The 22,460-nt window shown below is 72.8% G+C and carries 20 protein-coding genes; 15 read left to right on the plus strand and 5 right to left on the minus strand.

Annotated elements, in window-relative coordinates; translation table 11 throughout:
• The first annotated feature begins 23 nt into the window (after positions 1–23).
• The 12 genes from nuoE to G339_RS37905 all read left to right on the plus strand — a co-directional run bounded on the left by nuoE (position 24) and on the right by G339_RS37905 (position 15,710).
• On the plus strand, positions 24–833 hold the full coding sequence (gene nuoE / locus G339_RS34115) for an NADH-quinone oxidoreductase subunit NuoE (protein WP_051107876.1): 810 nt from the start codon (positions 24–26) through the stop codon (positions 831–833).
• A complete protein-coding gene (gene nuoF / locus G339_RS0117340) occupies positions 830–2,125 on the plus strand; it encodes an NADH-quinone oxidoreductase subunit NuoF (RefSeq protein WP_019632343.1) in 1,296 nt (431 codons plus the stop codon). The genes nuoE and nuoF overlap by 4 nt, the downstream gene beginning before the upstream one ends.
• Positions 2,125–4,554 carry an NADH-quinone oxidoreductase subunit G gene (locus G339_RS0117345; protein ID WP_019632344.1) on the plus strand — a complete coding sequence of 810 codons (2,430 nt, stop codon included), beginning with the start codon at positions 2,125–2,127 and terminating at the stop codon, positions 4,552–4,554. Before nuoF ends, G339_RS0117345 begins: the two co-directional genes overlap by 1 nt.
• Entirely contained in the window at positions 4,551–5,900 is a 1,350-nt protein-coding gene (gene nuoH / locus G339_RS0117350; RefSeq protein ID WP_019632345.1) for an NADH-quinone oxidoreductase subunit NuoH, read from the plus strand. The genes G339_RS0117345 and nuoH overlap by 4 nt, the downstream gene beginning before the upstream one ends.
• A complete protein-coding gene (gene nuoI / locus G339_RS0117355) occupies positions 5,887–6,426 on the plus strand; it encodes an NADH-quinone oxidoreductase subunit NuoI (protein ID WP_019632346.1) in 540 nt (179 codons plus the stop codon). Before nuoH ends, nuoI begins: the two co-directional genes overlap by 14 nt.
• Positions 6,423–7,343, plus strand: a complete 921-nt coding sequence (locus G339_RS0117360; RefSeq protein ID WP_019632347.1) for an NADH-quinone oxidoreductase subunit J — start codon at positions 6,423–6,425, stop codon at positions 7,341–7,343. Before nuoI ends, G339_RS0117360 begins: the two co-directional genes overlap by 4 nt.
• A complete protein-coding gene (gene nuoK / locus G339_RS0117365; RefSeq protein ID WP_019632348.1) occupies positions 7,340–7,639 on the plus strand; it encodes an NADH-quinone oxidoreductase subunit NuoK in 300 nt (99 codons plus the stop codon). The genes G339_RS0117360 and nuoK overlap by 4 nt, the downstream gene beginning before the upstream one ends.
• A 10-nt stretch (positions 7,640–7,649) precedes the next feature.
• Positions 7,650–9,563, plus strand: a complete 1,914-nt coding sequence (gene nuoL, locus G339_RS0117370; protein ID WP_019632349.1) for an NADH-quinone oxidoreductase subunit L — start codon at positions 7,650–7,652, stop codon at positions 9,561–9,563.
• The gene (locus tag G339_RS0117375) at positions 9,560–11,140 is read left to right on the plus strand and encodes an NADH-quinone oxidoreductase subunit M (protein ID WP_019632350.1); all 1,581 of its coding nucleotides are present in this window, start codon (positions 9,560–9,562) and stop codon (positions 11,138–11,140) included. Before nuoL ends, G339_RS0117375 begins: the two co-directional genes overlap by 4 nt.
• Positions 11,137–12,696: an NADH-quinone oxidoreductase subunit NuoN gene (nuoN, locus tag G339_RS0117380; protein ID WP_019632351.1), complete on the plus strand. Its 1,560-nt coding sequence runs from the start codon at positions 11,137–11,139 to the stop codon at positions 12,694–12,696. The genes G339_RS0117375 and nuoN overlap by 4 nt, the downstream gene beginning before the upstream one ends.
• A 22-nt stretch (positions 12,697–12,718) precedes the next feature.
• Complete coding sequence (locus tag G339_RS0117385) at positions 12,719–13,756, plus strand: polyprenyl synthetase family protein (RefSeq protein ID WP_019632352.1); 1,038 nt, start codon at positions 12,719–12,721, stop codon at positions 13,754–13,756.
• Between the two features lie 313 nt (positions 13,757–14,069).
• Positions 14,070–15,710, plus strand: coding sequence for a phospholipase D-like domain-containing protein (locus G339_RS37905; RefSeq protein ID WP_084693286.1), 1,641 nt, complete (start codon positions 14,070–14,072; stop codon positions 15,708–15,710).
• A gap of 36 nt (positions 15,711–15,746) precedes the next feature.
• On the opposite strand, the gene G339_RS0117395 is transcribed toward G339_RS37905, so the two are convergent.
• Positions 15,747–16,100, minus strand: coding sequence for an RNHCP domain-containing protein (locus tag G339_RS0117395; RefSeq protein WP_084693287.1), 354 nt, complete (start codon positions 16,098–16,100; stop codon positions 15,747–15,749).
• A 20-nt stretch (positions 16,101–16,120) separates the two neighbouring features.
• Entirely contained in the window at positions 16,121–16,480 is a 360-nt protein-coding gene (locus G339_RS0117400) for an RNHCP domain-containing protein (protein WP_019632355.1), read from the minus strand.
• Positions 16,481–16,797: 317 nt separating this feature from the next.
• Between G339_RS0117400 and G339_RS34125 the strand changes: the two genes are divergently transcribed.
• Both G339_RS34125 and G339_RS0117410 read left to right on the plus strand, forming a co-directional pair.
• Positions 16,798–17,355 carry an RNA polymerase sigma factor gene (locus tag G339_RS34125; protein ID WP_019632356.1) on the plus strand — a complete coding sequence of 186 codons (558 nt, stop codon included), beginning with the start codon at positions 16,798–16,800 and terminating at the stop codon, positions 17,353–17,355.
• Positions 17,348–18,508 carry a CU044_5270 family protein gene (locus G339_RS0117410; RefSeq protein WP_019632357.1) on the plus strand — a complete coding sequence of 387 codons (1,161 nt, stop codon included), beginning with the start codon at positions 17,348–17,350 and terminating at the stop codon, positions 18,506–18,508. The genes G339_RS34125 and G339_RS0117410 overlap by 8 nt, the downstream gene beginning before the upstream one ends.
• Before the next feature lie 37 nt (positions 18,509–18,545).
• Here G339_RS0117410 and G339_RS0117415 read toward each other — a convergent pair whose 3' ends face one another.
• Positions 18,546–19,253, minus strand: coding sequence for an SMI1/KNR4 family protein (locus G339_RS0117415; protein ID WP_019632358.1), 708 nt, complete (start codon positions 19,251–19,253; stop codon positions 18,546–18,548).
• A gap of 26 nt (positions 19,254–19,279) precedes the next feature.
• Entirely contained in the window at positions 19,280–19,813 is a 534-nt protein-coding gene (locus G339_RS0117420) for a CGNR zinc finger domain-containing protein (protein ID WP_019632359.1), read from the minus strand.
• A gap of 85 nt (positions 19,814–19,898) precedes the next feature.
• Here G339_RS0117420 and G339_RS0117425 point away from each other — a divergent pair, with 85 nt between their 5' ends.
• The gene (locus tag G339_RS0117425) at positions 19,899–21,452 is read left to right on the plus strand and encodes an MFS transporter (protein ID WP_019632360.1); all 1,554 of its coding nucleotides are present in this window, start codon (positions 19,899–19,901) and stop codon (positions 21,450–21,452) included.
• Positions 21,453–21,456: 4 nt separating this feature from the next.
• Here G339_RS0117425 and G339_RS36845 read toward each other — a convergent pair whose 3' ends face one another.
• Complete coding sequence (locus tag G339_RS36845; RefSeq protein WP_019632361.1) at positions 21,457–22,323, minus strand: hypothetical protein; 867 nt, start codon at positions 22,321–22,323, stop codon at positions 21,457–21,459.
• Positions 22,324–22,460 lie beyond the last annotated feature (137 nt).

A 22,460-nucleotide genomic window follows, 5' to 3' on the forward strand; every position in this document is an offset into this window, starting at 1 on the left:
CGGGGCAGCACCACGGCGAGCCGATGCAGCTCGAACCGCCCTACGGGGGGACGGCGCCGTACGACCTGGAGACCCGGGAGGCGCTGGAGCGCGACGCCAAGGAGATCATCGCCCGGTATCCGAAGACGCGGTCGGCGCTGCTGCCGATGCTGCACCTCGTCCAGTCGGTGGACGGGCACATCACGCAGCGCGGCATCGACCTGTGCGCGGAGCTGCTGGGCATCACGGCCGCGCAGGTGACGGGCGTCGCGACGTTCTACACGCAGTACAAGCGCGAGCCGGTCGGGGAGTACCACGTCGGCGTGTGCATCAACACGCTGTGCGCGGTGATGGGCGGCGACCAGATCTGGGCGGAGCTGAGCGCCCACCTCGGCGTCGGCCACGACCAGGTCACCGAGGACGGCGCGGTGTCGCTGGAGCGCATCGAGTGCAACGCGGCCTGCGACTACGCCCCCGTCATGACGGTGAACTGGGAGTTCTTCGACGACATGACGCCGGAGAAGGCCAAGGCGCTGGTCGACGACCTGCGGGCGGGCCGCGAGGTCGCGCCGACGCGCGGCCCCGGCGGGGTCTGCACGTGGAAGCAGGCGTCGCGGGTGCTGGCGGGCTTCCCCGACGGCCGCGCGCACGAGGGCGTGCAGGCGGGCCCGCAGTCGCTGCGCGGCCTGGAGGTCGCGCGCGACAACGGCTGGGCGGCGCCGCCGCCCGCGGCGTCCGAACCCGTGTCCGAGCCCGTGACGCCCGGCGAGGTCACCGACCCGCCGCCGAACGAGCCGGGCGAGCCGATCGGCGGCCGGGTCAAGCCCGGCAGCCAGGAGGGGCGGAACCAGTGACGACGCTGACCCCCATCCTCACGAAGAACTGGGACCAGCCCGACTCGTACACCCTCGCGGGCTACGAGCGCGAGGGCGGCTACCGCGCGCTGCGCACGGCGCTCGGCATGGAGCCGGACGCGATCGTGCAGACCGTGAAGGACTCGGGCCTGCGCGGGCGCGGGGGCGCGGGCTTCCCCACCGGCATGAAGTGGGGGTTCCTGCCGCCGAGCAGCCCGAACCCGCGCTACCTGGTGGTGAACGCCGACGAGTCCGAGCCGGGGACGTGCAAGGACATCCCCCTGATGATGGCGAACCCGCACGTCCTCGTGGAGGGCGTCATCATCAGCGCGTACGCGATCAAGTCGAACCACGCGTTCATCTACGTGCGGGGCGAGGTCCTGCACGTGATCAGACGCCTCCAGAGGGCGGTCGAGGAGGCGTACGAGGCCGGGTACCTCGGGCGGGACGTCCTCGGCTCGGGGTACGACCTGGAACTGGTCGTCCACACCGGGGCCGGGGCGTACATCTGCGGCGAGGAGACGGCGCTGCTGGACTCCCTGGAGGGATACCGCGGTCAGCCCAGGCTGAAGCCCCCCTTCCCGGCGGTGGCGGGCCTCTACGGCGGGCCCACCGTCATCAACAACGTCGAGTCCATCTCGTCGGTTCCCTCGATCGTCGCCAACGGGGCGGACTGGTTCGCCTCGATGGGCACCGAGAAGTCGCAGGGCTTCGGGATCTTCTCGCTGTCGGGGCACGTGACGCGGCCCGGCCAGTACGAGGCCCCGCTGGGCATCACGCTGCGGGAACTGCTCGACATGGCGGGCGGAGTCCGCGCGGGCCACCGGCTGAAGTTCTGGACGCCGGGCGGCTCGTCCACGCCGATCTTCACCGACGAGCACCTGGACGTCCCGCTGGACTTCGAGTCCGTGGGCGCGGCCGGGTCGATGCTCGGCACCCGCGCCCTGCAGATCTTCGACGAGACGGTCTGCGTCGTCCGCGCGGTGCTGCGCTGGTCGGAGTTCTACGCGCACGAATCCTGCGGGAAATGCACGCCGTGCCGCGAGGGCACCTACTGGTACAAGCAGATGCTCAAGCGGCTGGAGGCCGGGCAGGGGTCCGAGGAGGACCTGGAGACCCTGCTCGACCTGTCCGACAACATCCTCGGCCGGTCGTTCTGCGCCCTCGGCGACGGCGCGACGAGCCCGGTGGTCTCGTCCATCAAGCTGTTCCGCGACGAGTACCTCCGCCACTTCGAGCTGGGCGGCTGCCCGTTCGACCCGGCCAAGTCCACCCTCTGGGCAGGTGCCTGATGACCGTCACCGAGAACGAGAAGGCGGCGCCGCCCGTCGAGATGGTGAGCTGCACCATCGACGGGTTCGAGATCGAGGTGCCCAAGGGCACGCTGATCATCCGCGCCGCCGAGCTGCTCGGCATCCAGATCCCCCGCTTCTGCGACCATCCGCTGCTCGACCCGGTCGGGGCGTGCCGCCAGTGCCTGGTGGAGATCCCCGACGCGGGCAACGGGCGCGGGATGCCCAAGCCGCAGGCGTCCTGCACCACGGCCGTCATGCCGGGCATGGTGGTGAAGACGCAGCTCACCTCGCCCGTCGCCGACAAGGCGCAGCACGGCGTGATGGAGCTGCTGCTGATCAACCACCCGCTGGACTGCCCGATCTGCGACAAGGGCGGCGAGTGCCCGCTGCAGAACCAGGCGATGTCCAACGGCCGCGGCGAGTCCCGGTTCGTCGAGGCCAAGCGGACGTTCCCCAAGCCGATCCCGCTGTCCTCGCAGGTCCTGCTGGACCGCGAGCGCTGCATCCAGTGCGCGCGCTGCACGCGGTTCTCCGACCAGATCGCCGGGGACGCGTTCATCGACCTGTTCGAGCGGGGCGCCAAGGAGCAGGTCGGCGCGGCGGAGGACAAGCCGTTCCAGTCCTACTTCTCCGGCAACACCGTGCAGATCTGCCCGGTCGGCGCGCTGACCGGCGCGGCGTACCGGTTCCGGTCGCGGCCGTTCGACCTGGTGTCGACGCCGAGCGCGTGCGAGCACTGCGCGTCCGGCTGCGCGCTGCGCACCGACCACCGGCGCGGGAAGGTCACGCGGCGGCTCGCGGGCGACGACCCGCGGGTGAACGAGGAGTGGAACTGCGACAAGGGCCGGTGGGCGTTCACCTACCAGTCCCGGCCGGAGCGGCTGACGCACCCGCTCGTCCGCAACGAGCGCGGTGAGCTGGAGACCGCGTCGTGGCCGGAGGCCCTGGCCGTCGCGGCGCGCGGCCTCGCGGCGGCGCGCGGCGGCGCGGGGGTGCTGACCGGCGGCCGGGTGACGCTGGAGGACGCGTACGCCTACTCCAAGTTCGCGCGGATCGCGCTCGGCACCAACGACGTGGACTTCCGCGCGCGGGCGAACTCGGCGGAGGAGACGGCGTTCCTCGCCTCGTCCGTCGCGGGCCGCCCGATCGAGGTGTCCTACGACGACCTGGAGAACGCGCCGGTCGTGCTGCTCGCCGGGTTCGAGCCGGAGGAGGAGTCCCCGATCGTCTTCCTGCGGCTGCGCAAGGCGTTCCGCAAGAAGGGCCTGAAGGTCTTCTCCGTCGCGCCGTTCGCGACGCGCGGCCTGGCGAAGACGGGCGGCACGCTGCTGCCCGCCGCGCCCGGCGCGGAGGCCGAGGCGCTCGGCGTGCTCGCCGACCGCGCCGACGTCCGGGACCTGCTCGCCGCGCCCGGCGCGGTGATCCTGGCCGGGGAGCGGCTGGCCGCCAGCCCCGGCGCGCTGTCCACGGTGGCGCGGCTCGCCGCGATCACCGGCGCGCGGACGGCGTGGGTGCCGCGCCGCGCGGGCGAGCGCGGCGCGCTGGAGGCGGGCGCGCTGCCCGGCCTGCTGCCGATCGGCCGGCCCGTCGCCGACGCCGCCGCCCGCGCCGAGGTCGCGCGGGTGTGGGGTGTCGCGGCGCTGCCGGCCGGGCCGGGCCGCGGCACCGCCGAGATCGTCGCCGCGGGCGCGGCCGGGGCGCTCGGCGCGCTGCTGGTCGGCGGCGTCGACCCCGTCGACCTGCCCGACCCGGACGCGCTGCTCGCCGCGCTGGACCGGACGCCGTTCGTCGTCAGCCTGGAGCAGCGGCCGAGCCCGGTCACCGACCGCGCCGACGTGGTGCTGCCCGTCGCGGTCGTCGCGGAGAAGTCCGGGACGTTCGTGGACTGGGAGGGCCGCGGCCGCGCGTTCGACACCGTCCTGCGCGCCTCCGGCACGCTGTCGGACCTGCGGGTCCTGGACGCGCTCGCCGGGGAGATGGACGTCCACCTCGGCCTGCCCGGCCCCGAGGCGGCCCGCCGCGAGCTCGCCGAGCTCGGCGCGTACCGGGGCGAGCGGCCCGAGCCGCCGAACGTCCCGGCGGGCGTCCCCGCGCAGCCCGGCCCCGGCGAGGCGACCGTCGCGACCTGGCGGCTGCTGCTGGACCGCGGCCGCCTCCAGGACGGCGAGCGGTTCCTCGCCGGGACGGCCAAGCCCGCGCTCGCCCGGCTGTCGGCGGCGACCGCCGCCGAGATCGGCGCGGACGCCGCGGGCGGCGTCACCGTCGCCGGGCCGCGCGGCGCCGTGACCCTCCCGCTGGAGATCACGCCGGACCTGCCCGACCGCGTCGTGTGGCTCCCGGAGAACTCCGCGGGCTGCGTCCTGCACCGCGACGTCGGCGTGGCCGCCGGCGGCGTGGTCACGATCTCCTCTGGAGGGGCCGAATGAGCCTGCCCGTTCTAGGGTCCGCCCTCCCGGCGGACGCCGCCGACACCTCGTCGGACCCGAGCCTGACGGGGTTCGGCCACGACCCGTGGTGGCTGATCGGCGGCAAGGTCCTCGCGATCTTCGTGTTCCTGGTGCTGACCGTCCTGCTGTCGATGTGGGTCGAGCGCCGGATCATCGGCCGGATGCAGCTCCGCGTCGGCCCGAACCGCGCCGGGCCGCTCGGCCTGCTCCAGGGCCTGGCCGACGGCGTGAAGCTCGCGCTGAAGGAGGACATCGTCCCGCGCGGGGTCGACAAGGTCGTGTTCGTCCTCGCGCCGGTGATGTCGGCCGTCCCGGCGTTCATCTCGTTCATCATCATCCCGTTCGGGCCGACGGTGTCGGTGTTCGGCCACCACACGGCGCTGCAGGGCACGGACCTGCCGGTCGCGGTCCTGCTGGTCCTCGCGATGTCCTCGATGGGCGTCTACGGGATCGTGCTCGCGGGCTGGTCGTCGATGTCGCCGTACTCGCTGCTCGGCGGGCTCCGCTCGTCCGCGCAGGTGATCTCGTACGAGATCGCGATGGGGCTGTCGTTCGTCGCGGTGTTCCTCTACGCCGGGACGATGTCGACGAGCGGGATCGTCGCCGGTCAGCAGCACATCTGGTACGGCGTGCTGCTCCTGCCGTCGTTCCTGATCTACATCATCACGATGATGGGCGAGTCCAACCGCATCCCGTTCGACCTCCCCGAGGGCGAGGGCGAACTCGTCGGCGGCTTCCACACCGAGTACTCGTCGCTGAAGTTCGCGATGTTCTTCCTCGCCGAGTACATCAACCTCGCCACCCTGTCCGCGCTCGCCACCACGCTGTTCCTCGGCGGCTGGCGCGCGCCCGCGCCGATCTCCACGGTGTGGGAGGGCGCGAACTCCGGCTGGTGGCCGGTGCTGTGGTTCCTCGTCAAGATCTGGCTGTTCATCTTCTTCTTCATCTGGCTGCGCGGCTCGCTGCCCCGCGTCCGCTACGACCAGCTCATGAAGCTCGGCTGGAAGGTCCTCATGCCGATCTCCATCGGCTGGATCCTCATCGTCGCGACCGTCCGCGCGCTGAAGAACGAGGGCTACGACATCCAGAAGATCCTGCTGTACGCGGTGGTCGCGGTCGTCGTCGTGCTCGCCGCGTCGCTGCTGTTCGAGGCGCTGCGCGGCCGGCCCGACGGCGACGGGGAGCCCGCCGAGCCGGACGGGGAGCGGGCGCCGGACGCGGGCGGCTACCCCGTCCCGCCGCTGGACGCCCCGCACTACCACGGCCGCCCGGCCGGACCGGGGACCGACGCGACACGTGAGGAGGTCGGCAGTGGGATTCACTGACTTCCTGAACCCCGTGAAGGGGTTCGGGGTCTCGTTCCACCAGATGTTCATGAAGAGCGAGACCGTCCAGTACCCCGAGGTGAAGAAGCCGACCGCGCCGCGCTTCCACGGCCGCCACCAGCTCAACCGGTGGCCGGACGGACTGGAGAAGTGCGTCGGCTGCGAGCTGTGCGCGTGGGCGTGCCCCGCCGACGCGATCTTCGTCGAGGGCGCGGACAACACCGAGGAGGAGCGCTACTCCCCAGGCGAGCGGTACGGCCGCGTCTACCAGATCAACTACCTGCGCTGCATCCTGTGCGGGCTGTGCATCGAGGCGTGCCCGACGCGGGCGCTCACGATGACCAACGAGTACGAGCTGGCCGACGACAGCCGCGAGAGCCTGATCTACACCAAGGACATGCTGCTCGCCCCGCTGCGCGAGGGCATGGAGACGCCGCCGCACGCGATGCGGCTCGGCGACACCGAGGAGGACTACTACCGCCTCGGCCTGCAGCCCGAGGGGCGCGAGGGCGGTGAGACGCGGTGACGCGCGCGATCACGGCCGCCGGCGTCCTCGCCGGCCAGGTCGCCGACAAGCAGTCCGGCGAGCCGTTCTTCTTCTGGCTGCTGGCGATCGTGTCGGTGCTCGCCGCGCTCGGCATGATCTTCATGCGCAGGGCCGTCCACTCGGCGCTGCTGCTGGCGACGGTGATGCTGTGCCTCGCGGCGCTGTACGCGATCGAGGGCGCGCCGTTCCTGGCGTTCGTCCAGGTGATCGTCTACACCGGCGCGGTGCTGATGCTGTTCCTGTTCGTGCTGATGCTCGTCGGGGTCAGCTCCACCGACTCGCTGGTCGAGACGATCCGCGGGCAGCGGCTCTGGGCGGGGATCGCCGCGATCGGCTTCCTGGCGCTGCTGGTCGCCGGGCTCGGCAACGCCGCGCTCGGCGACTCGGCGGGCCTCGCCAAGGCCAACGCCGACGGCAACGTCATCGGCCTCGCGCGGCTGCTGTTCAAGGACTACGTGTTCGCGTTCGAGGCGACCAGCGCCCTGCTGATCACCGCGGCGCTCGGCGCGATGGTCCTGGCGCACCGCGAGCGCACCACCCCCAAGCCGACGCAGCGGGAGCTCTCGCAGCGGCGGTTCGCGTCCGGCGGCGACCCGGGCCCGCTCCCGATCTCCGGCACCTACGCCCGGCACAACGCGGTCGACATGCCCGCGCTGCTGCCGGACGGCAGCCCGTCGGAGCTGTCGGTCAGCCCGGTCATCGCCGCCCGCACCGACACCTCGGTGCGGCACACCGACCTCGAGGGCGCGAGCGAGACCGACGTCATCGCCGCGGACGTCGCGGCGGTGCGGCGGACCACCGAGGACGCGGCGGACGCCGGCGACGAGTCGCGCGCGGCGTACAAGGCGGCCGGACCCGCGGCCGGACCCGCGACCGGAACGGAAGGCGAGGCATGAGCCCCGGACACTACCTGGCGCTCTCGGCGATCCTGTTCACCATCGGCGCGCTCGGCGTGCTCGTCCGCCGCAACGCGATCGTGGTGTTCATGTGCGTCGAGCTGATGCTCAACGCCGCGAACCTCGCGTTCGTCTCCTTCGCCCGGATGCACGGCAACCTCGACGGCCAGATCATCGCGTTCTTCGTGATGGTCGTGGCCGCCGCGGAGGTCGTCGTCGGCCTGGCGATCCTCATGACCATCTTCCGGACCCGCAAGTCCGCGTCGGTCGACGACGCGAACCTGCTGAAGTACTGAGAGGCCGCGGATGAAGGCGGAAGGCATCCAGGCCGCGGCCTGGCTTCTCATCGCCCTCCCGCTCGCGGGGGCGGCGATCCTGCTGCTCGGCGGGCGGCGGACCGACAAGTGGGGGCACTGGCTCGGGACGCTGACGACGGTCGCGTCGTTCTGCATCGGCGTCGCGTCGCTCGTGCAGATGCTCGGATACGACGACGGCGAGCGCCGCCGCACCCTGCACCTGTGGGAGCTGTTCCGCGCCGGGAACATCAAGGTGAACGCGGATCTGCTCCTCGACCCGCTGTCCATCAGCTTCGTGCTGCTGATCACCGGCGTCGGCGCGCTGATCCACGTCTACTCGGTCGGCTACATGTCGCACGACCCGGACCGGCGGCGGTTCTTCGCCTACCTCAACCTGTTCGTGGCCTCGATGCTGCTGCTGGTCCTCGGCGGCAACTACGTGGTCATGTTCATGGGCTGGGAGGGCGTCGGCCTCGCGTCGTACCTGCTCATCGGGTTCTGGCAGTACAAGCCGACGGCGGCGACGGCCGCGAAGAAGGCGTTCGTCGTCAACCGCGTCGGCGACTTCGGGCTCCTCATCGCGATCTTCCTGATGTTCGGGACGTTCGGGACCGTCGGGTTCGACCAGATCCTCGGCACCGGCGCGGAGCACGTCGGCCTCGCCGCGAAGCTGTCCACCGGCACCGCGACCGCGATGGGGCTGCTGCTCCTGGTCGGCGCGTGCGGCAAGTCCGCGCAGCTCCCGCTGCAGTCGTGGCTGCTGGACGCGATGGAGGGCCCGACCCCGGTGTCGGCGCTCATCCACGCCGCGACGATGGTGACCGCGGGCGTCTACCTGATCGTCCGCTCCGGCCCGATCTTCGACATGTCGGAGACGGCGCGGCTCGTCGTGACGATCGTCGGCACGGCGACGCTCCTGGCCGGTGCGATCATCGGGTGCGCCAAGGACGACATCAAGAAGGCCCTCGCCGGGTCCACGATGTCGCAGATCGGCTACATGACGCTCGCGGCGGGCCTCGGCAAGCCGGGATACGTCTTCGCCATCGCGCACCTCATCGCGCACGGCTTCTTCAAGGCCGGGCTGTTCCTCGGCGCCGGGTCCGTCATGCACGGCACCGGCGACGACGTGAACATGCGCAACTACGGCGGCCTGTTCAAGAAGATGACGATCACCGGCGCGACGTTCGGCCTCGGCTACTTCGCCATCATCGGCGTCCCCGGCCTGTCCGGCTGGTTCACCAAGGACGGCATCATCGAGGCCGCGTTCGACAAGGGCGGCACGTCCGGGGCGATCCTCGGCGCGTGCGCGCTCGTCGGCGCGGGCGTCACCGCGTACTACATGTCGCGCGTGATGTTCATGACCTTCTTCGGCCGCGAGCGCTGGGAGGACGGCGTCCACCCGCACGAGTCGCCGAAGATCATGACGATCCCGCTGATCGTCCTGGCGTTCGGGTCGGTGTTCGCGGGCGGGTTCCTCGTCCTCGGCGGCTTCCGGGACTTCCTCGCCCCGGTCGTCGGCGAGACCGAGGACCACGGGTTCAACGCGATCACCCCGGCCGGGATCGGCACGTTCGTGCTGATGCTCGTCGGCGTCGGCATCGCCTACCTGCAGTACCTGCGCCGCCCGGTGCCCAAGGAGGCCCCGAAGGGCTCGTTCGTCACCGTCGCGGCCCGCCGCGACCTGTACGGCGACGCCGTCAACGAGTCGCTGCTGATGCGGCCCGGCCAGTGGCTGACCCGGCTCGCGGTCTGGTTCGACGGCCGCGGCGTGGACGGGGCCGTCAACGGCATCGCCGCCGGGATCGGCGGCACCTCCGGCCGCGTCCGGCGGCTGCAGACCGGCTTCGCCCGCTCCTATGCCCTGTCCATGTATCTGGGCGCCGCGATCATCCTCGCCGCGCTCCTGGTGGTGAACGTGTCGTGACCGACTTTCCCTGGCTGAGCGTCCTCATCGCGCTGCCGCTCGTCGGCGCGGTCGCGGTGGCCCTGCTGCCGCGCGGACGCGACGCCCTCGCCAAGCAGACCGCGTTCGCGGTCTCGGTGGTCGTCGCCGTCCTCGCCGTCGTCATGGCGACCGGCTTCGACACCGGCGGCGCGCGGTTCCAGTTCACCGAGACCCACTGGTGGATCAAGCAGTTCGGCGTCCACTGGGCGCTCGGCGTGGACGGCGTCGCGCTCGTCCTGGTGCTGCTGTCGGTGATCCTCGTCCCGCTCGTCATCCTCGCGTCGTGGACCGACGCGGACCGCTCCGGCGGCGTCGACGTGCCGCCGAAGCGCTCGGTGAAGACGTACTTCGCGCTGATCCTGGCGCTGGAGGCGGCGATGGTCGGCGTGTTCGCCGCCACCGACGTGTTCCTGTTCTACGTCTTCTTCGAGGCGATGCTGATCCCGGTGTACTTCATCATCGGGTCGTACGGCGGGGCGCAGCGCTCCTACGCCGCCGTGAAGTTCCTGCTGTACTCGCTGTTCGGCGGGCTGCTGATGCTCGTCTCGGTGATCTGGCTGTACCCGCTGTCGGCGCGGCCCGCCAGCAAGGGCGGGCTCGGCGAGGGCACGTTCCTGTTCACCGAGCTGAACACCATGCACGTCGACCCGACGACGGCCAAGTGGCTGTTCCTCGGGTTCTTCGTCGCGTTCGCGATCAAGGCGCCGATGGTGCCCGTCCACACCTGGCTGCCGGACGCGGCGCAGCAGTCGCCGACCGGCGCGCTGGTACTCATCGTCGGCGTGCTGGACAAGGTCGGCACCTACGGGATGCTGCGGTTCTGCCTGGAGCTGTTCCCGGGCGCGGCGAAGTGGGCGACGCCCGTCGTCCTCGCGCTCGCCGTGGTGTCCGTCCTGTACGGCGCGATCCTCGCGATCGGGCAGGTCGACCTCAAGCGGCTCGTCGCGTACACGTCGGTGTCGCACTTCGGGTTCATCGTCCTCGGGATCTTCGCGATGACGACGGCCGGGCAGTCCGGCGCGGCGCTCTACATGGTCAACCACGGGTTCGCGACGGGCGCGCTGTTCCTGCTCGTCGGGTTCATGATCGTCCGGCGGAAGTCGGCGCGGATCTCCGACTTCGGCGGCCTCCAGAAGAAGGCGCCGGTGCTCGCCGGGCTGTTCCTCGTCGCGGGCCTCGCCGGGCTGTCGCTGCCGGGCCTGTCACCGTTCGTGTCGGAGTTCATGGTCCTGTCGGGGACGTTCACCCGGTACCGCGTCCCGGCGATCATCGCGACCGCCGGGGTCGTCCTCGCCGCGATCTACATCCTCTGGATGTACCAGCGGACGATGAACGGCCCGGCCGGCGAGGGCACCGAGGGCATCCTCGACCTGTCCGCGCGGGAGAAGTGGGCCGTCGCGCCGATCATCGCGGTCATCGTCGTCATGGGCTTCTACCCGCAGCCCGTCCTCAACGTGATCAACCCGTCGGTCCACCACACGCTGGCCCGGCTCGACCGGCCGGACCCCAGGCCGGACGTCACCGGTAACGTCGCCGAGAACGGAGCCCGGCCATGACAGGCACGGTTCTTGCCCAGGGGGCCGACATCCAGACCCCCCACATCGAATACGGGCAGATCGCCCCGATCCTGGTCGTCCTCGGCGTCGCCGTCGTCGGCGTCCTCGTCGAGGCGTTCGTCGGGCGGCGGCAGCGGTACGCCGTCCAGGTGCCGCTCGCGTTCGCCGGGCTCGTCGCCGCGTTCGGGTGGACGCTGTGGCTCGGCTTCCACGAGAAGCCGTGGCACGTCGCCGCCGAGGGCGCGCTCGGCGTGGACGGGCCCACGCTGTTCATCCAGGGCACGATCCTGATCCTCGCCGTCCTCGCGCTGCTGCTCATCGCCGAGCGGCGCTCGCCCGCGTTCACCGCGCAGGCGTCCGCGCTGCCCGGCAGCGAGGCCGAGCAGGAGACCGCCGCCGCCGGGCACGTGCAGACCGAGGTCTTCCCGCTGCTGCTGTTCGCCGTCGGCGGCATGGTGATGTTCCCGGCCGCGGCCGACCTGCTGACGATGTTCGTCGCGCTGGAGGTCATGTCGCTGCCGCTGTACCTGCTGTGCGGGCTCGCGCGCCGCCGCCGCCTGCTCTCGCAGGAGGCCGCCGTCAAGTACTTCCTGCTCGGCGCGTTCTCCTCGGCGTTCTTCCTGTACGGCACCGCGCTGCTGTACGGGTACGCCGGATCGGTGCGGCTGTCGGCCATCTACCAGGCGCTCGGCCGCGACGTCGGCAGCGAGACGCTGCTGCTCGGCGGCGTCGCGCTGCTGTCGGTCGGGCTGCTGTTCAAGCTCGGCGCGGTGCCGTTCCACATGTGGAAGCCGGACGTGTACCAGGGCGCGCCGACGCCGATCACGGCGCTCATGGCGTCCTGCGTCGTCGTCGCCGCGGCCGGCGGGCTGCTGCGCGTCTACTACGTCGCGCTGGCGAACCTGAAGTGGGACTGGCGGCCCGCGATGTGGGCGGTGGCGATCATCACGATGGTCGCCGGGGCCGTGATCGCGATCACGCAGACCGACATCAAGCGGATGCTGGCCTACTCGTCCATCGCGCACGCCGGGTTCATCCTGACCGGCATCGTCGCGACCTCCCCGGACGGCCTGTCGGGCACGCTGTTCTACCTGGCGGCGTACGGGTTCGCGTCGATCGGCGCGTTCGCGGTGATCACGATGGTCCGCGACACCGGCGGCGAGGCCGGGCACCTGTCCCGCTGGGCGGGCCTCGGACGGCGCTCGCCGGTGACCGCGAGCGTGTTCGCGTTCTTCCTGCTGGCGTTCGCCGGAATCCCGCTGACCAGCGGTTTCACCGGAAAGTTCGCTGTGTTCAAGGCCGCTGTCGAGAGCGGGGCGACGCCGCTGGTGATCGTCGGCGTGGTCGCGTCGGCGGTCGCGGCGTTCTTCTACGTCCGTGTGATCGTCGTCATGTTCTTCAGCGAGCCCGAGGCGGACGGGCCCACCGTGGTGGTCGCCCCGGCGACCGCGGCTGCGGTGGCACTCGGGCTGGCGGCTACTGTTGTCCTGGGTGTGCTCCCGCAGCCGGTTCTGGACATGGCGGGACATGCCGCGTCACAGATGTTCGTCCGGTAACGCTCCGGCTGAGGGGGTTTGGGTGAGTAGCGCGTTCGCTGGAGTTCCCGGGGAATCCTCCGCCCCGGGAGCCGGGCCGTTCGGCCTCCCGATCGACCCGGCGCTCGCCGCCGCGTCCCGGGACCGGCTCGCCGCCGTCGAGGACATGCTCCTCGACGCGGTCCGCAGCGAGGACCCGCTGCTCACCCAGGCCTCCAAGCACCTGGTCGAGGCGGGCGGCAAGCGGTTCCGGCCGATGCTGGTGCTGCTGGCCGCCGAGTTCGGCGACCCCGACGCGCCCGGCGTCGTCCCCGCCGCCGTCGTGGTCGAGCTGACGCACCTGGCGACGCTCTACCACGACGACGTCATGGACGAGGCGACCATCCGGCGCGGCGAGGAGTCCGCCAACACCCGGTGGACGAACACCGTCGCCATCCTCACCGGCGACTACCTGTTCGCGCGGGCGTCGGACATCCTCGCCGACCTCGGGCCCGAGGCCGTCCGCATCCAGGCGCGCTCCTTCGCCCGCCTGGTGCGCGGGCAGATCCAGGAGACCGTCGGGCCGGCGGGCACCGACCCGCTCAAGCACTACCTCCAGGTCATCGCGGACAAGACGGGCTCGCTGATCGCCACCTCCGGACAGCTCGGCTCCCTGCTCGCCGGCGCCCCCACGCACGTCGTGGACACGCTCACCTCGGCGTGCGAGAAGATCGGCGTCGCGTTCCAGCTCTCGGACGACATCCTCGACATCGCGTCCGACACCGAGCAGTCCGGCAAGACGCCCGGCACGGACCTGCGCGAGGGCATCCTGACCCTCCCGACGCACCACGTGCTCGCGGGCGTCGGCTCCGGCTCCGACGACGCGCGGCTGCGCGAACTCCTCGCCGCCGACCTCACCGACGACGCCCTCCACGCCGAGGCCCTGGCGCTGCTCCGCGTCCACCCGGCGATGGACCAGGCCCGCGCGGACCTGCACCGCTGGGCCGACGACGCCCGCACGGAACTGCTGACCCTCCCCGAGAACCCGGCCCGCGCGGCCCTGATCTCCCTCTGCGACTACGTGATCACCCGCCGCTCCTGACTTCCTCCCCGCTCCCCGAATTCCCGTCGCGCCCCCGAGAACGCTCCCAGCCAGCCCCGCCGCCAACTCGCGCACGGCTGACTGCGGCGTCCGTAGGGGGATTTCGGCGCGGGCATGCGCGGCCCCGCCCATTGTGGACAGTGGTCGGGATTTCGTCTGGAAAGTCTGCAATCGCGTTCGCGGTGTGCGAATTCCCGAGGTCAATAGGTGGGGGGTGTTCAGCGGTTGTAGGGGTGGAGGTTTGGGTTGGTTATGGGGTGAGGTGGATGGTTCTGCGGGGGGTTGTTGGGGGAGGGGGTGGGAAGGTCGAAGGATGGATCCTGTTGGGGATGGGGCGGGTACGCCGTTTCTGGATGCTGTTGAGCGGGAGCTTCTGGCTGTCTCGCCTGGGTTGCGGGGGACGGTGTGGGAGCGGACCGCCGGTAACTGGCTTGATGCCGCCAAGGGGGACCCGGCTTCTTGGATTTTGCAGGTGCCGGATTGTTGGGGGTTCGGTGGTGAGCGTTTTGAGAAGCCTGGGGTTCGGGCGTTCTTGGACCGGGTGACGGCGAATATCGCCGCGGCTGAGCGGTCGGTGGACATCACGACGTTCGGGATGCCGCCGTTGCCCGGGTCGCCTGTCGAGGAGTATCCCGACGGGGCTTTTCTGGAGGCGATCGCCGCCGGGCTCAAGGTGGCGGCCGGAGCCGCTGTGCGGGGTGGGCGGCGATTGAAGGTCCGTGTGCTGGCCGGGGTGCTCAACGTCGATGTGTTCGTGTCGCCGTGGGGGTTTCGGGACCGGCTGATCCGGATGATCGGGGATGCCAGCGCCGCTGTGGACTTCAGTGTTGCCGCTATGACCACGCGGGGATGTACCTCGTACAACCACACGAAGTTCGTTCTGGTGGACGGTGTTGCCGTCATCCACGGTGGGATCAACTGGATGACGAACTTCTACATCGAGGACGGGCCGTACGGGAGCCGGGGGTTCGGCGGGTCGGCGCCGGTCACCGATCTCGACATCGCGCTGCGCGGTCCTGCTGCGATGTCCGCCGGGAAGTTCCTGGATGTGTTGTGGGCGTGGACCCGGCGGAACGCGTCGACGAGCGCGCGGCTGGGCTGTGCCGCCTGGCTCGCCACGAACCACGACCGGGTCGAGGAATGCGACGCGAGCCTTTACGCGGGACCGGTGCCGTCCGGGGACGGGCCGCTCGAAGTGATCTCGGTCGGCAGCCTCGGGTACGGGATCGCGCCGTGCGATCCGACGTCGGAGTACCGGCCGCCGCCCGTCGCGCAGATCGAGCAGGCCGCCTGCGATTACTGGCTGTGGGGTGCGCGGTCCAATAACGAGACCAACACCGACCGCGATTTCATGACCGTCAATCCCGACGCGAACGCGATCCGGGCGCTGGTCGCCGCCGCGCGGCGGAAGATCGTGCTGTCCCAGCAGGACATCAACGGTTACGGGCACATGCCGCTGTACCACGCGCTGTTCGACGTCCGGCTGCTCGACGTCCTGGCGGCGAAGCTGACGGCCGACCCGCCCGTCAAGGTGCGGATCGTCCTCAGCAACCCCGGATACCCGGACTACTCGAATATCGCGAGCATCGGCGAGGCGGCCAATGCGATCTTCCGCCGCGTCCGGCTGCTGACGGGGTCCACCGAGGCGGCGCAGCGGGCGATGGCGGAGAATCTCCAGCTCGCGCCGCTGCGCGTGTCGGATCGGCCGACGTGGCCGAACGGATACAAGTACCGCCTGCACACGAAAGTGGTCTGCGTGGACGACAGGGCGTTCTACGTCGGGTCCAGGAACGCCTATCCCGACACGACGCAGGACCACGGCTTCATCATCGAGGACGCCGCCGCGGCCGCGCAGCTCAACGCCGTGTTCCTCGACAGGCAGTGGCGGTATTCGAAGGCGGCGGCCGTTTACGACTGGGAGACCAATCCGGGGACGCGCACGGCGAAGCTCTGAACGGGTGGGCCGGGGGCGCGCCCCCGGCCCACCCCGTCAGACGCGCGGCAGCCGGGCCGGGAAACCGGTGTCGCTGAGCGGTCGGACGGCCAGACGCGTCAGGATCAGCGCGTTGTCGTCGCCCGCTGTCCGATTGGCGCTCAACTCGCCGCAGGACAGGCAGCGGTGGATGAGCAGCCATTCACCGTCCGGCCGCGCGGCGACGCAGAACGCCTCCATGCGGCTGCCGCAGTTCGCCGCGCGGTCGCCGGGGATTCGGTGGTCCACGTGCAGGCTCGTCAGGCAGTGCGGGCAGTGGTTGCGGTGTCGGGTTCCCGGCGCGGTCAGGGACACGTCCAGGCGGCAGTTCGCGCAGCGGAAGGACGTGTTCCGATGACGGCGGCGCGGCATGGGCTTTCCTTTCCGCGCGCTCACAGGTCGCCGAACGTTTCGAGCGGGAACGGCGGCTCCGCGAGCGGGCGGACGGCCATGCGCATGAGGATGTACTGGTTGTCGTCCTTCGCGACGGGGCTGGACGTGAGTTCGTCGCAGCGCGCGCAGCGGTGGACGACCATCCAGTCGCCGTTGCGCAGGACGGCGATGGCGATCGGGGCCATCCGGCCGTCGCAGTCGGCGGGTCCGCCCGCGACCTGGTCGAGGACGTGCCGCGAATGCAGGCAGGACGGGCAGTGATTGCGGCGCGTGCCGTCGTCGGTGCGCGCGGACACGATCCGGCCGCACTTCACGCAGGTGAAGGTGTTCAGATTCGAGATGTCGTTGGTCCCGGACACCGGGATTGCTCCTTGCTGAAAGGTCGACGAGGACAGCAAGAGCAGGCCGAGCGGACACGCGGGACGGGCAACGCGGCCGGGCCGTCGGAGAGGACGGCGAGGCAGGGCGTTACGCGGTCGGGCGAAGCGCGCTCGGCGCGAGCCGGATGACGGACACAGGCCAACCTTTTCCAGGGCGGACGCCCACGGGGGAAACGACCCTGTCAGCGTAGACACCCGCACTCCGAACCGCCATCGAATATCCGGCGGCGGGAAAGCAGAAGCGCCCTCCGGGTGATACCCCTGCGACCGCCATCCGCGCCACGGAAAGGCACCAGATGACAGGGGACTCCCCGCCCCACCCGGCCGACCGCTTCGACGAGGTCTTCGACGCGTACTTCGCGGAGATCCACCGGTACGCGGCGCGTCGGCTCGGCCCGGACGACGCCGCCGACGTCGCCGCTCAGACGTTCCTGGAGGCGTTCCGGCAGCGCCGCCGCTACGACCGGGAGCGGGCGACCGTGCGCACCTGGCTGTACGGGATCGCGACGAACGTCGTCGGCAGGCACCGCCGCGCCGAGACGCGGGAGCTGCGGGCGCGCGCCCGCCTCGGCGCGGTCCACGAGGCCGAGGGGCACGCCGCGCGCGTCGAGGCGCGGGTCAGCGCGCAGGGCCTGCGCGGCGAGCTGGCCGGGGCCGTCGCGGCGCTGCCGCGCGGGCAGCGGGACGTGCTGCTGCTCGTCGCGCTGGCCGACCTCAGCCACGCGGAGGTCGCGGCGGCGCTGGGGATCTCCCCGGGCACGGTCGGCTCCCGGCTGAACCGTGCGAGAACGACGCTGCGCAGGGCGCTCGGCGGCGCCGACCCGATGCTCACTTTGGAGGAACAGCATGGATGAGGTGCGGATCGTCCGGGACGCCTATCCCGAGCCGAGGCCGCCGACGGCGGGCGAGGTCGAGCGGGCGCGCGCGCTGCTGGCGTCGCCGCCGCGCCGGGCGCGGCCGCGGCTGGCGTGGGGGCTGGGCGGCGTCCTGGCGGCGGGCGCGGCGGCGACGGCCGCGGTGGTGCTCGTGGGGGGCAGCACGTCCCCGGCTCCGGGCGGCCCGGTGACGTTGGACGGGCGCGCGGCCGTCCTCGCGGCGGCGGAGCAGGCGGCGCAGCGGCCGACCGGGAAGTACTGGTACACCAACGACGTGGACGGGCAGGCGTACGTCGTCCGCGCGAAGACGGGAACGTACGCGATCACCGGTGCGCTCAGCGAGGCGTTCCAGTGGACGGGCGCGACGTCCGGGTCGGGTTCGGCGAGCTACAGCCGCGACCTCCCGGCGCGTCCGACGACGGCGCGGGACGCGGAGCTGTGGCGCGCGGCCGGTTCGCCGCGGCGGCTCCGCGTCTGGTCGAGCGACAAGTTCCTCACGTTCCCGATGAAGGCGACGGGGGCCGGGACGAAGTGGGACGTCGACACCGACGCCCGCGGCGGCGGCACGTTCCTCGACGGCCTGACGGCCGCGGACGTCCGCAACCTGCCGACCGACCCGGCCGAGCTGGCGAAGCGGTACCTGAGCGACGAGGCCGCGGCCCGGCGCGCGAGCGGGTTGCGCGGCGACGACCCGGGCGCGGTGAAGCCGGGTCCGGTGCGGCCGCAGATGCGGATGTCCCTGGCGAAGCTAGTCCTGAACGCGCCGCTGCCGCCGAAGGTCCGCGCGGGGGTCATGCGGGCGCTCGCCGCGCAGCCGGGCATCCACGCGATCGGCCGCACCACCGATCCGCTGGGGCGGCGCGGGGTCGCGCTTGCGACGGACGACTGGGCCGTGACGGTCACCGGCGAGTCCGGGGAGCCGCGCGCGACGCAGGGCACCTACCGGGTGCGGGACGTCCTGGTCTTCGATGAGCGCACCGGTGCGCTGCTGGCGAAGCAGGAGGTGCTGACGCGTCCGGGCGGCCCGTACACCGGCATGAAGCCGGGCTTCGTCGTGAACTACTCGGCGGTCCGGGCGATGGACTGGAGCGACGCGCGGCCGACGACGCCGACGACGCCGCCGTTCGGGTGACGCCGAGGGCCGTCCCGCGCGCCGGGGCGGCCCTTCGTCACGTCCGGGCGGCGAGCCAGGCCAGGAGGTCGTCGGTCACGGGTTCGGCGACGGCGGCGACGTCGCGTTCGATCGCGCCGAGATCCAGCAGGTGGACGGACGCGCGGTCGCGGCCGTGGTGGCGCATGAACAGGCCGTTCCCGCCGCCGTCGTCGCCGACGAGCGTCCAGTCGGGTGCGTACCGGCGGACCTCGAAGGTCGCGTTGCGCTCGGGGAGGTCGTGCGGGCCGTAGACCGTCGTCCCGTCCGGGAGCAGGACGCCGGGGGTGGAGCGCCAGAGGCGGGCGATGGTCGGGTTCGGGCCGTCGCGGAGTCCGGCGGCGAGCGCGGCGCGGACGGTCAGGAAACCCGCGAACGTGTCGGCGAAGTCGTCCTCCTCGCCGGTGAAGTGGTCGCGGCGCACGACCGGGCATTCGCCGCCGGAGCGCCGGTCGAGCGCGAAGGCGTACTCGTCCTCGTCGATGAGGAACGTGAGGCGGTCGCCGCGCGGGACGAGGTCGACGTCCGGGAGCCCGGCGGTCGCGAGCGGCGCGCCCCCGACCGCGCCGCCGCCGAACTCCGCGAGCCACCAGCGGAAGGACGTCGGCAGCGGGCCGGCGGCGGCCTCGACGGCGCTGATCTCGGCCTCGGGCAGGCCGCGCCGCCAGGCGGTGATCGTCGGGGACGCCTCGATCAGGTCGCGCAGCAGCACGAGATCGGGTTGCATGCGCCGGAGTCTGGCATACCGGGACGTCACCGGCGGCGTTCGCGGAACGCCGCCGCCTTCGCCCGGTTGCCGCAGCGCCGCATGTCGCACCAGCGCCGCTCGCCCTTGCGGGACGCGTCCACGAACAGGCGGGTGCAGAGCGGCGCGGCGCACTCGCGGACGCGCGCGGCGTCCGGGCCGCCGAGCAGGTCCGCGGCGGAGCGGGCGACGGCGGCGAGCGCGGCGGTGAGGTCGCCGGTCCGCGCGAGCCCGTCCGCGTCGAGCCGGACGGCGGGCGGGGCGGGCGCGGCGGCGCGGTTGAGCACCTCGCGGTCGGCCGCGGCGAGGGGCGCGCCCGCGACGGCGGCGGTCGCGAGGCGGTGGATCGCCTCGCGGAGGCCGACGCCGGCGGCGAGGGCGCCCGCCGGGACGGGCGGCGCGGCGTCCAGGAGGCCCGCCGCGACCGTCCACCGCGCCAGGTCGGCGGGCTCGGCGAGCAGGTCGACGCGCCGTTCGCGGCGCGCGGCGACGGTGCCGACGAAGTCGAGGCCGAGGTTCCCGCTGACGAACGTGAACTCCATGCCGCCAGAGTAACCGACTTGACGGGTTATTTGCCGCCGTGCGACGGTCTAACCACCTGATGCGGTTACTTTTGAGGGGTCATCCGTGACGATCACGAAGACGTACGAGACCCGCCACCGGTGGGTCGTCCTGGCGATCGGCGTCGCGGCGCAGGCCAGCTTCGCCGCGATGATCTCCGGCCTTCCGGTCACCGGTGTCGTGATGCGCGACGCCTACGGCCTCACCACCGGTCAGCTCGGCATCGTCCTCGGCGGGCTCGGGCTCGGCATCGCGCTCAGCGACATCGCGTGGGGCCTGCTCACCGACCGCCTCGGCGACCGGCGCGTCCTCCTCACCGGCCTGCTGGCCACCGGCGCGCTCACCGCCGCGATGGCGTGCGCCGCCGCGCCCGCCGACGGCGTCCGGCCCGCCGCGCTCGCCGCGTGCCTGTTCGCCGCGGGCGCGCTCGGCGGGAGCGTCAACGGCGCGTCCGGCCGCGCCGTCATGACGTGGTTCGACGACGGGCGGCGCGGCCTGGCGATGAGCATCCGGCAGACCGCAATCCCCGCGGGTGGGGCCGTCGGCGTCGCGGCGCTGCCGCCGCTCGCCGCCGCGCACGGGTTCCGCGCCGTGTACCTCGTGCTAACGGCGTTCTTCGCGCTGAGCGCCGCCGCGACCTGGCACTGGCTGCGCGAGCCCGGCCCCGCACGCCCGGCGAGGCCGCCGCGTCCGGCGCGTCCGGCGCGCTCACCGCACCCAACGCATCCGGCACGCCCAGCGCACCCGGCGCATCCGGCGGGCCCACCGCATCCCGCGAGCCCGGCGAGTCCGGCGCATTCGGCGAGCCCAGCGCATCCGGGACACCCAGCGCATCCGGCGAGCCCAGCGCATCCGTCGCGCCCACCGGATCCGGCGCGCCCACCGCATCCGGCGCATCCGGCGCATCCGGCGAGCCCGGCGCATCCGGAACGCCCACCGTATCCGGCGAGGCCGCCGGGTCCGGTGCGTCCGGCTAGTCCGGTGCGTTCGGTGGTGCGGCGGGGTGGTCGCGCGCGGGTCGCGGTCCCGGTTCCGGCCGCCGTGCCGCGCGGGCGCTCGCCGCTGCTGGACGCCGACGTCTGGCGGGTCGCGCTCGCCAGCGCGCTGCTCACCGTCCCGCAGTTCGCGGTGCTGACGTTCACCGGGATCTTCCTGCACGACGCGCGCGGCGCGGGCGGGGCCGTCGCGAGCGCCGCCGTGCTCGTCGCGCAGCTCGGCGGCGGCGCGGCGCGGATCTGGACGGGCCGCCGCACCGACCGCGGCGGCGACCGGCGCTCCGTCATCCGGGTGATCGGCGTGCTCGCGGCCGTCGCGATGGGCGGCGCCGCCGTGCTCGTCCACGCGCCGCTCCCGCTGACCGCCGGTGCGCTCGCGCTGGGCGGGCTGCTGGCCAACGCCTGGCACGGCGTCGCCTACACCGAGATCGCCGTCCTCGCCGGGGCGGACCGCGCGGGCACCGCGCTCGGGCTGGAGGGGACGGCCGTGTTCGGGGCCGCGTTCGTGACGCCCGTCGCCGTCCCGCCGCTGCTGGGCGCGACGTCCTGGACGGCCGTGTGGGCGTGCGCGGCGGCGGCCGCGCTGCTCGCCGTCCCGCTCACGCCGCCCGCGCGCCGCCGCTGACGGCTCAGAACGGGTCGATGTCCAGGGTCGGGAGCGGCCCGGCGTCGTTCCAGCACGCGTCGCGGTCGTGCGCGGGGAGTTCCGGCGGCCCGCCGAGCCGCACGCCGCACCGTCGGCGCGCGACGTCGAAGACGTCCGCGCTCCGCTCGTGGCGGCGGTCGGCGGTGAACCGGTGGACGCGGTTGTCCCACCCGTTCCCGCTCCGCACGTAGAGACGGAAGCGGCGCGGGATCAGGACGGCGGTGACCGCGCCGCCCGCCCGGACGAAGAACGTCAGCGCCGGATCGGCGGGCGACCCGCTCTCCTCGACGAGCGACACGGCCGCGTCCCGGTCGAGCCGGTTCACCACGGACAGACCGCCGTCGCCCCGGCGCGGCCGGTTCCGCTGCGCGAGCACCGCGCCGTCCGGCGGCCGCCACATCCCGCCGGGCGGCGGCGCGGGCAGGAACCGGCCGAACGGGAAGCCGTCCGCCGTGAGCCGCGCGGCGGCGGACCGGACGCGCTCGGCGGCCGGGTCCACGGCGAGCAGCGCGAGGACGACGGTGTGCTCGTGCTCCGCGCGCGCCGACCGGCCCGAGTCCAGCGCGCGGTCGTCCGGGCACGTGTACTCCGCGCCGTACCGGCGGCCCGCGACGGCCCGGAACGCGTCGAGCGCCGCGACCAGCTCGGCGTGCGCGGCGGCCGCGGCGGGCGGCGGCTGCGTCCGGCGCAGCGCCCGCGCCGTCCGGCGGACCCGGGACGCGAGCGCGCGGCACGACCCGGCCGCCCGCGCGGGCGCGGCCGCGCGCAGCCGCGCGACGGCGGCGGCGAGCGCGTCGTCGGCCGCGGCGAGCAGCCGGCGGTAGTCGGGCTCGGACGGCGGTCGGGCCATCGTCGCGTCCTCCGGGATCGGGGTCCCCCGGCGCTGGTCGCCAGGGCGGCTCGACCGATGGGACGACGCGGAACGCCGCCGGGTTCGCAAACGGTGTCCGCGCCGCTGCGTTCGGTGATCACTCGCGGGGTCAGTTC

It is taken from the genome of Actinomadura atramentaria DSM 43919, from assembly GCF_000381885.1.
Classification (GTDB): domain Bacteria; phylum Actinomycetota; class Actinomycetes; order Streptosporangiales; family Streptosporangiaceae; genus Spirillospora; species Spirillospora atramentaria.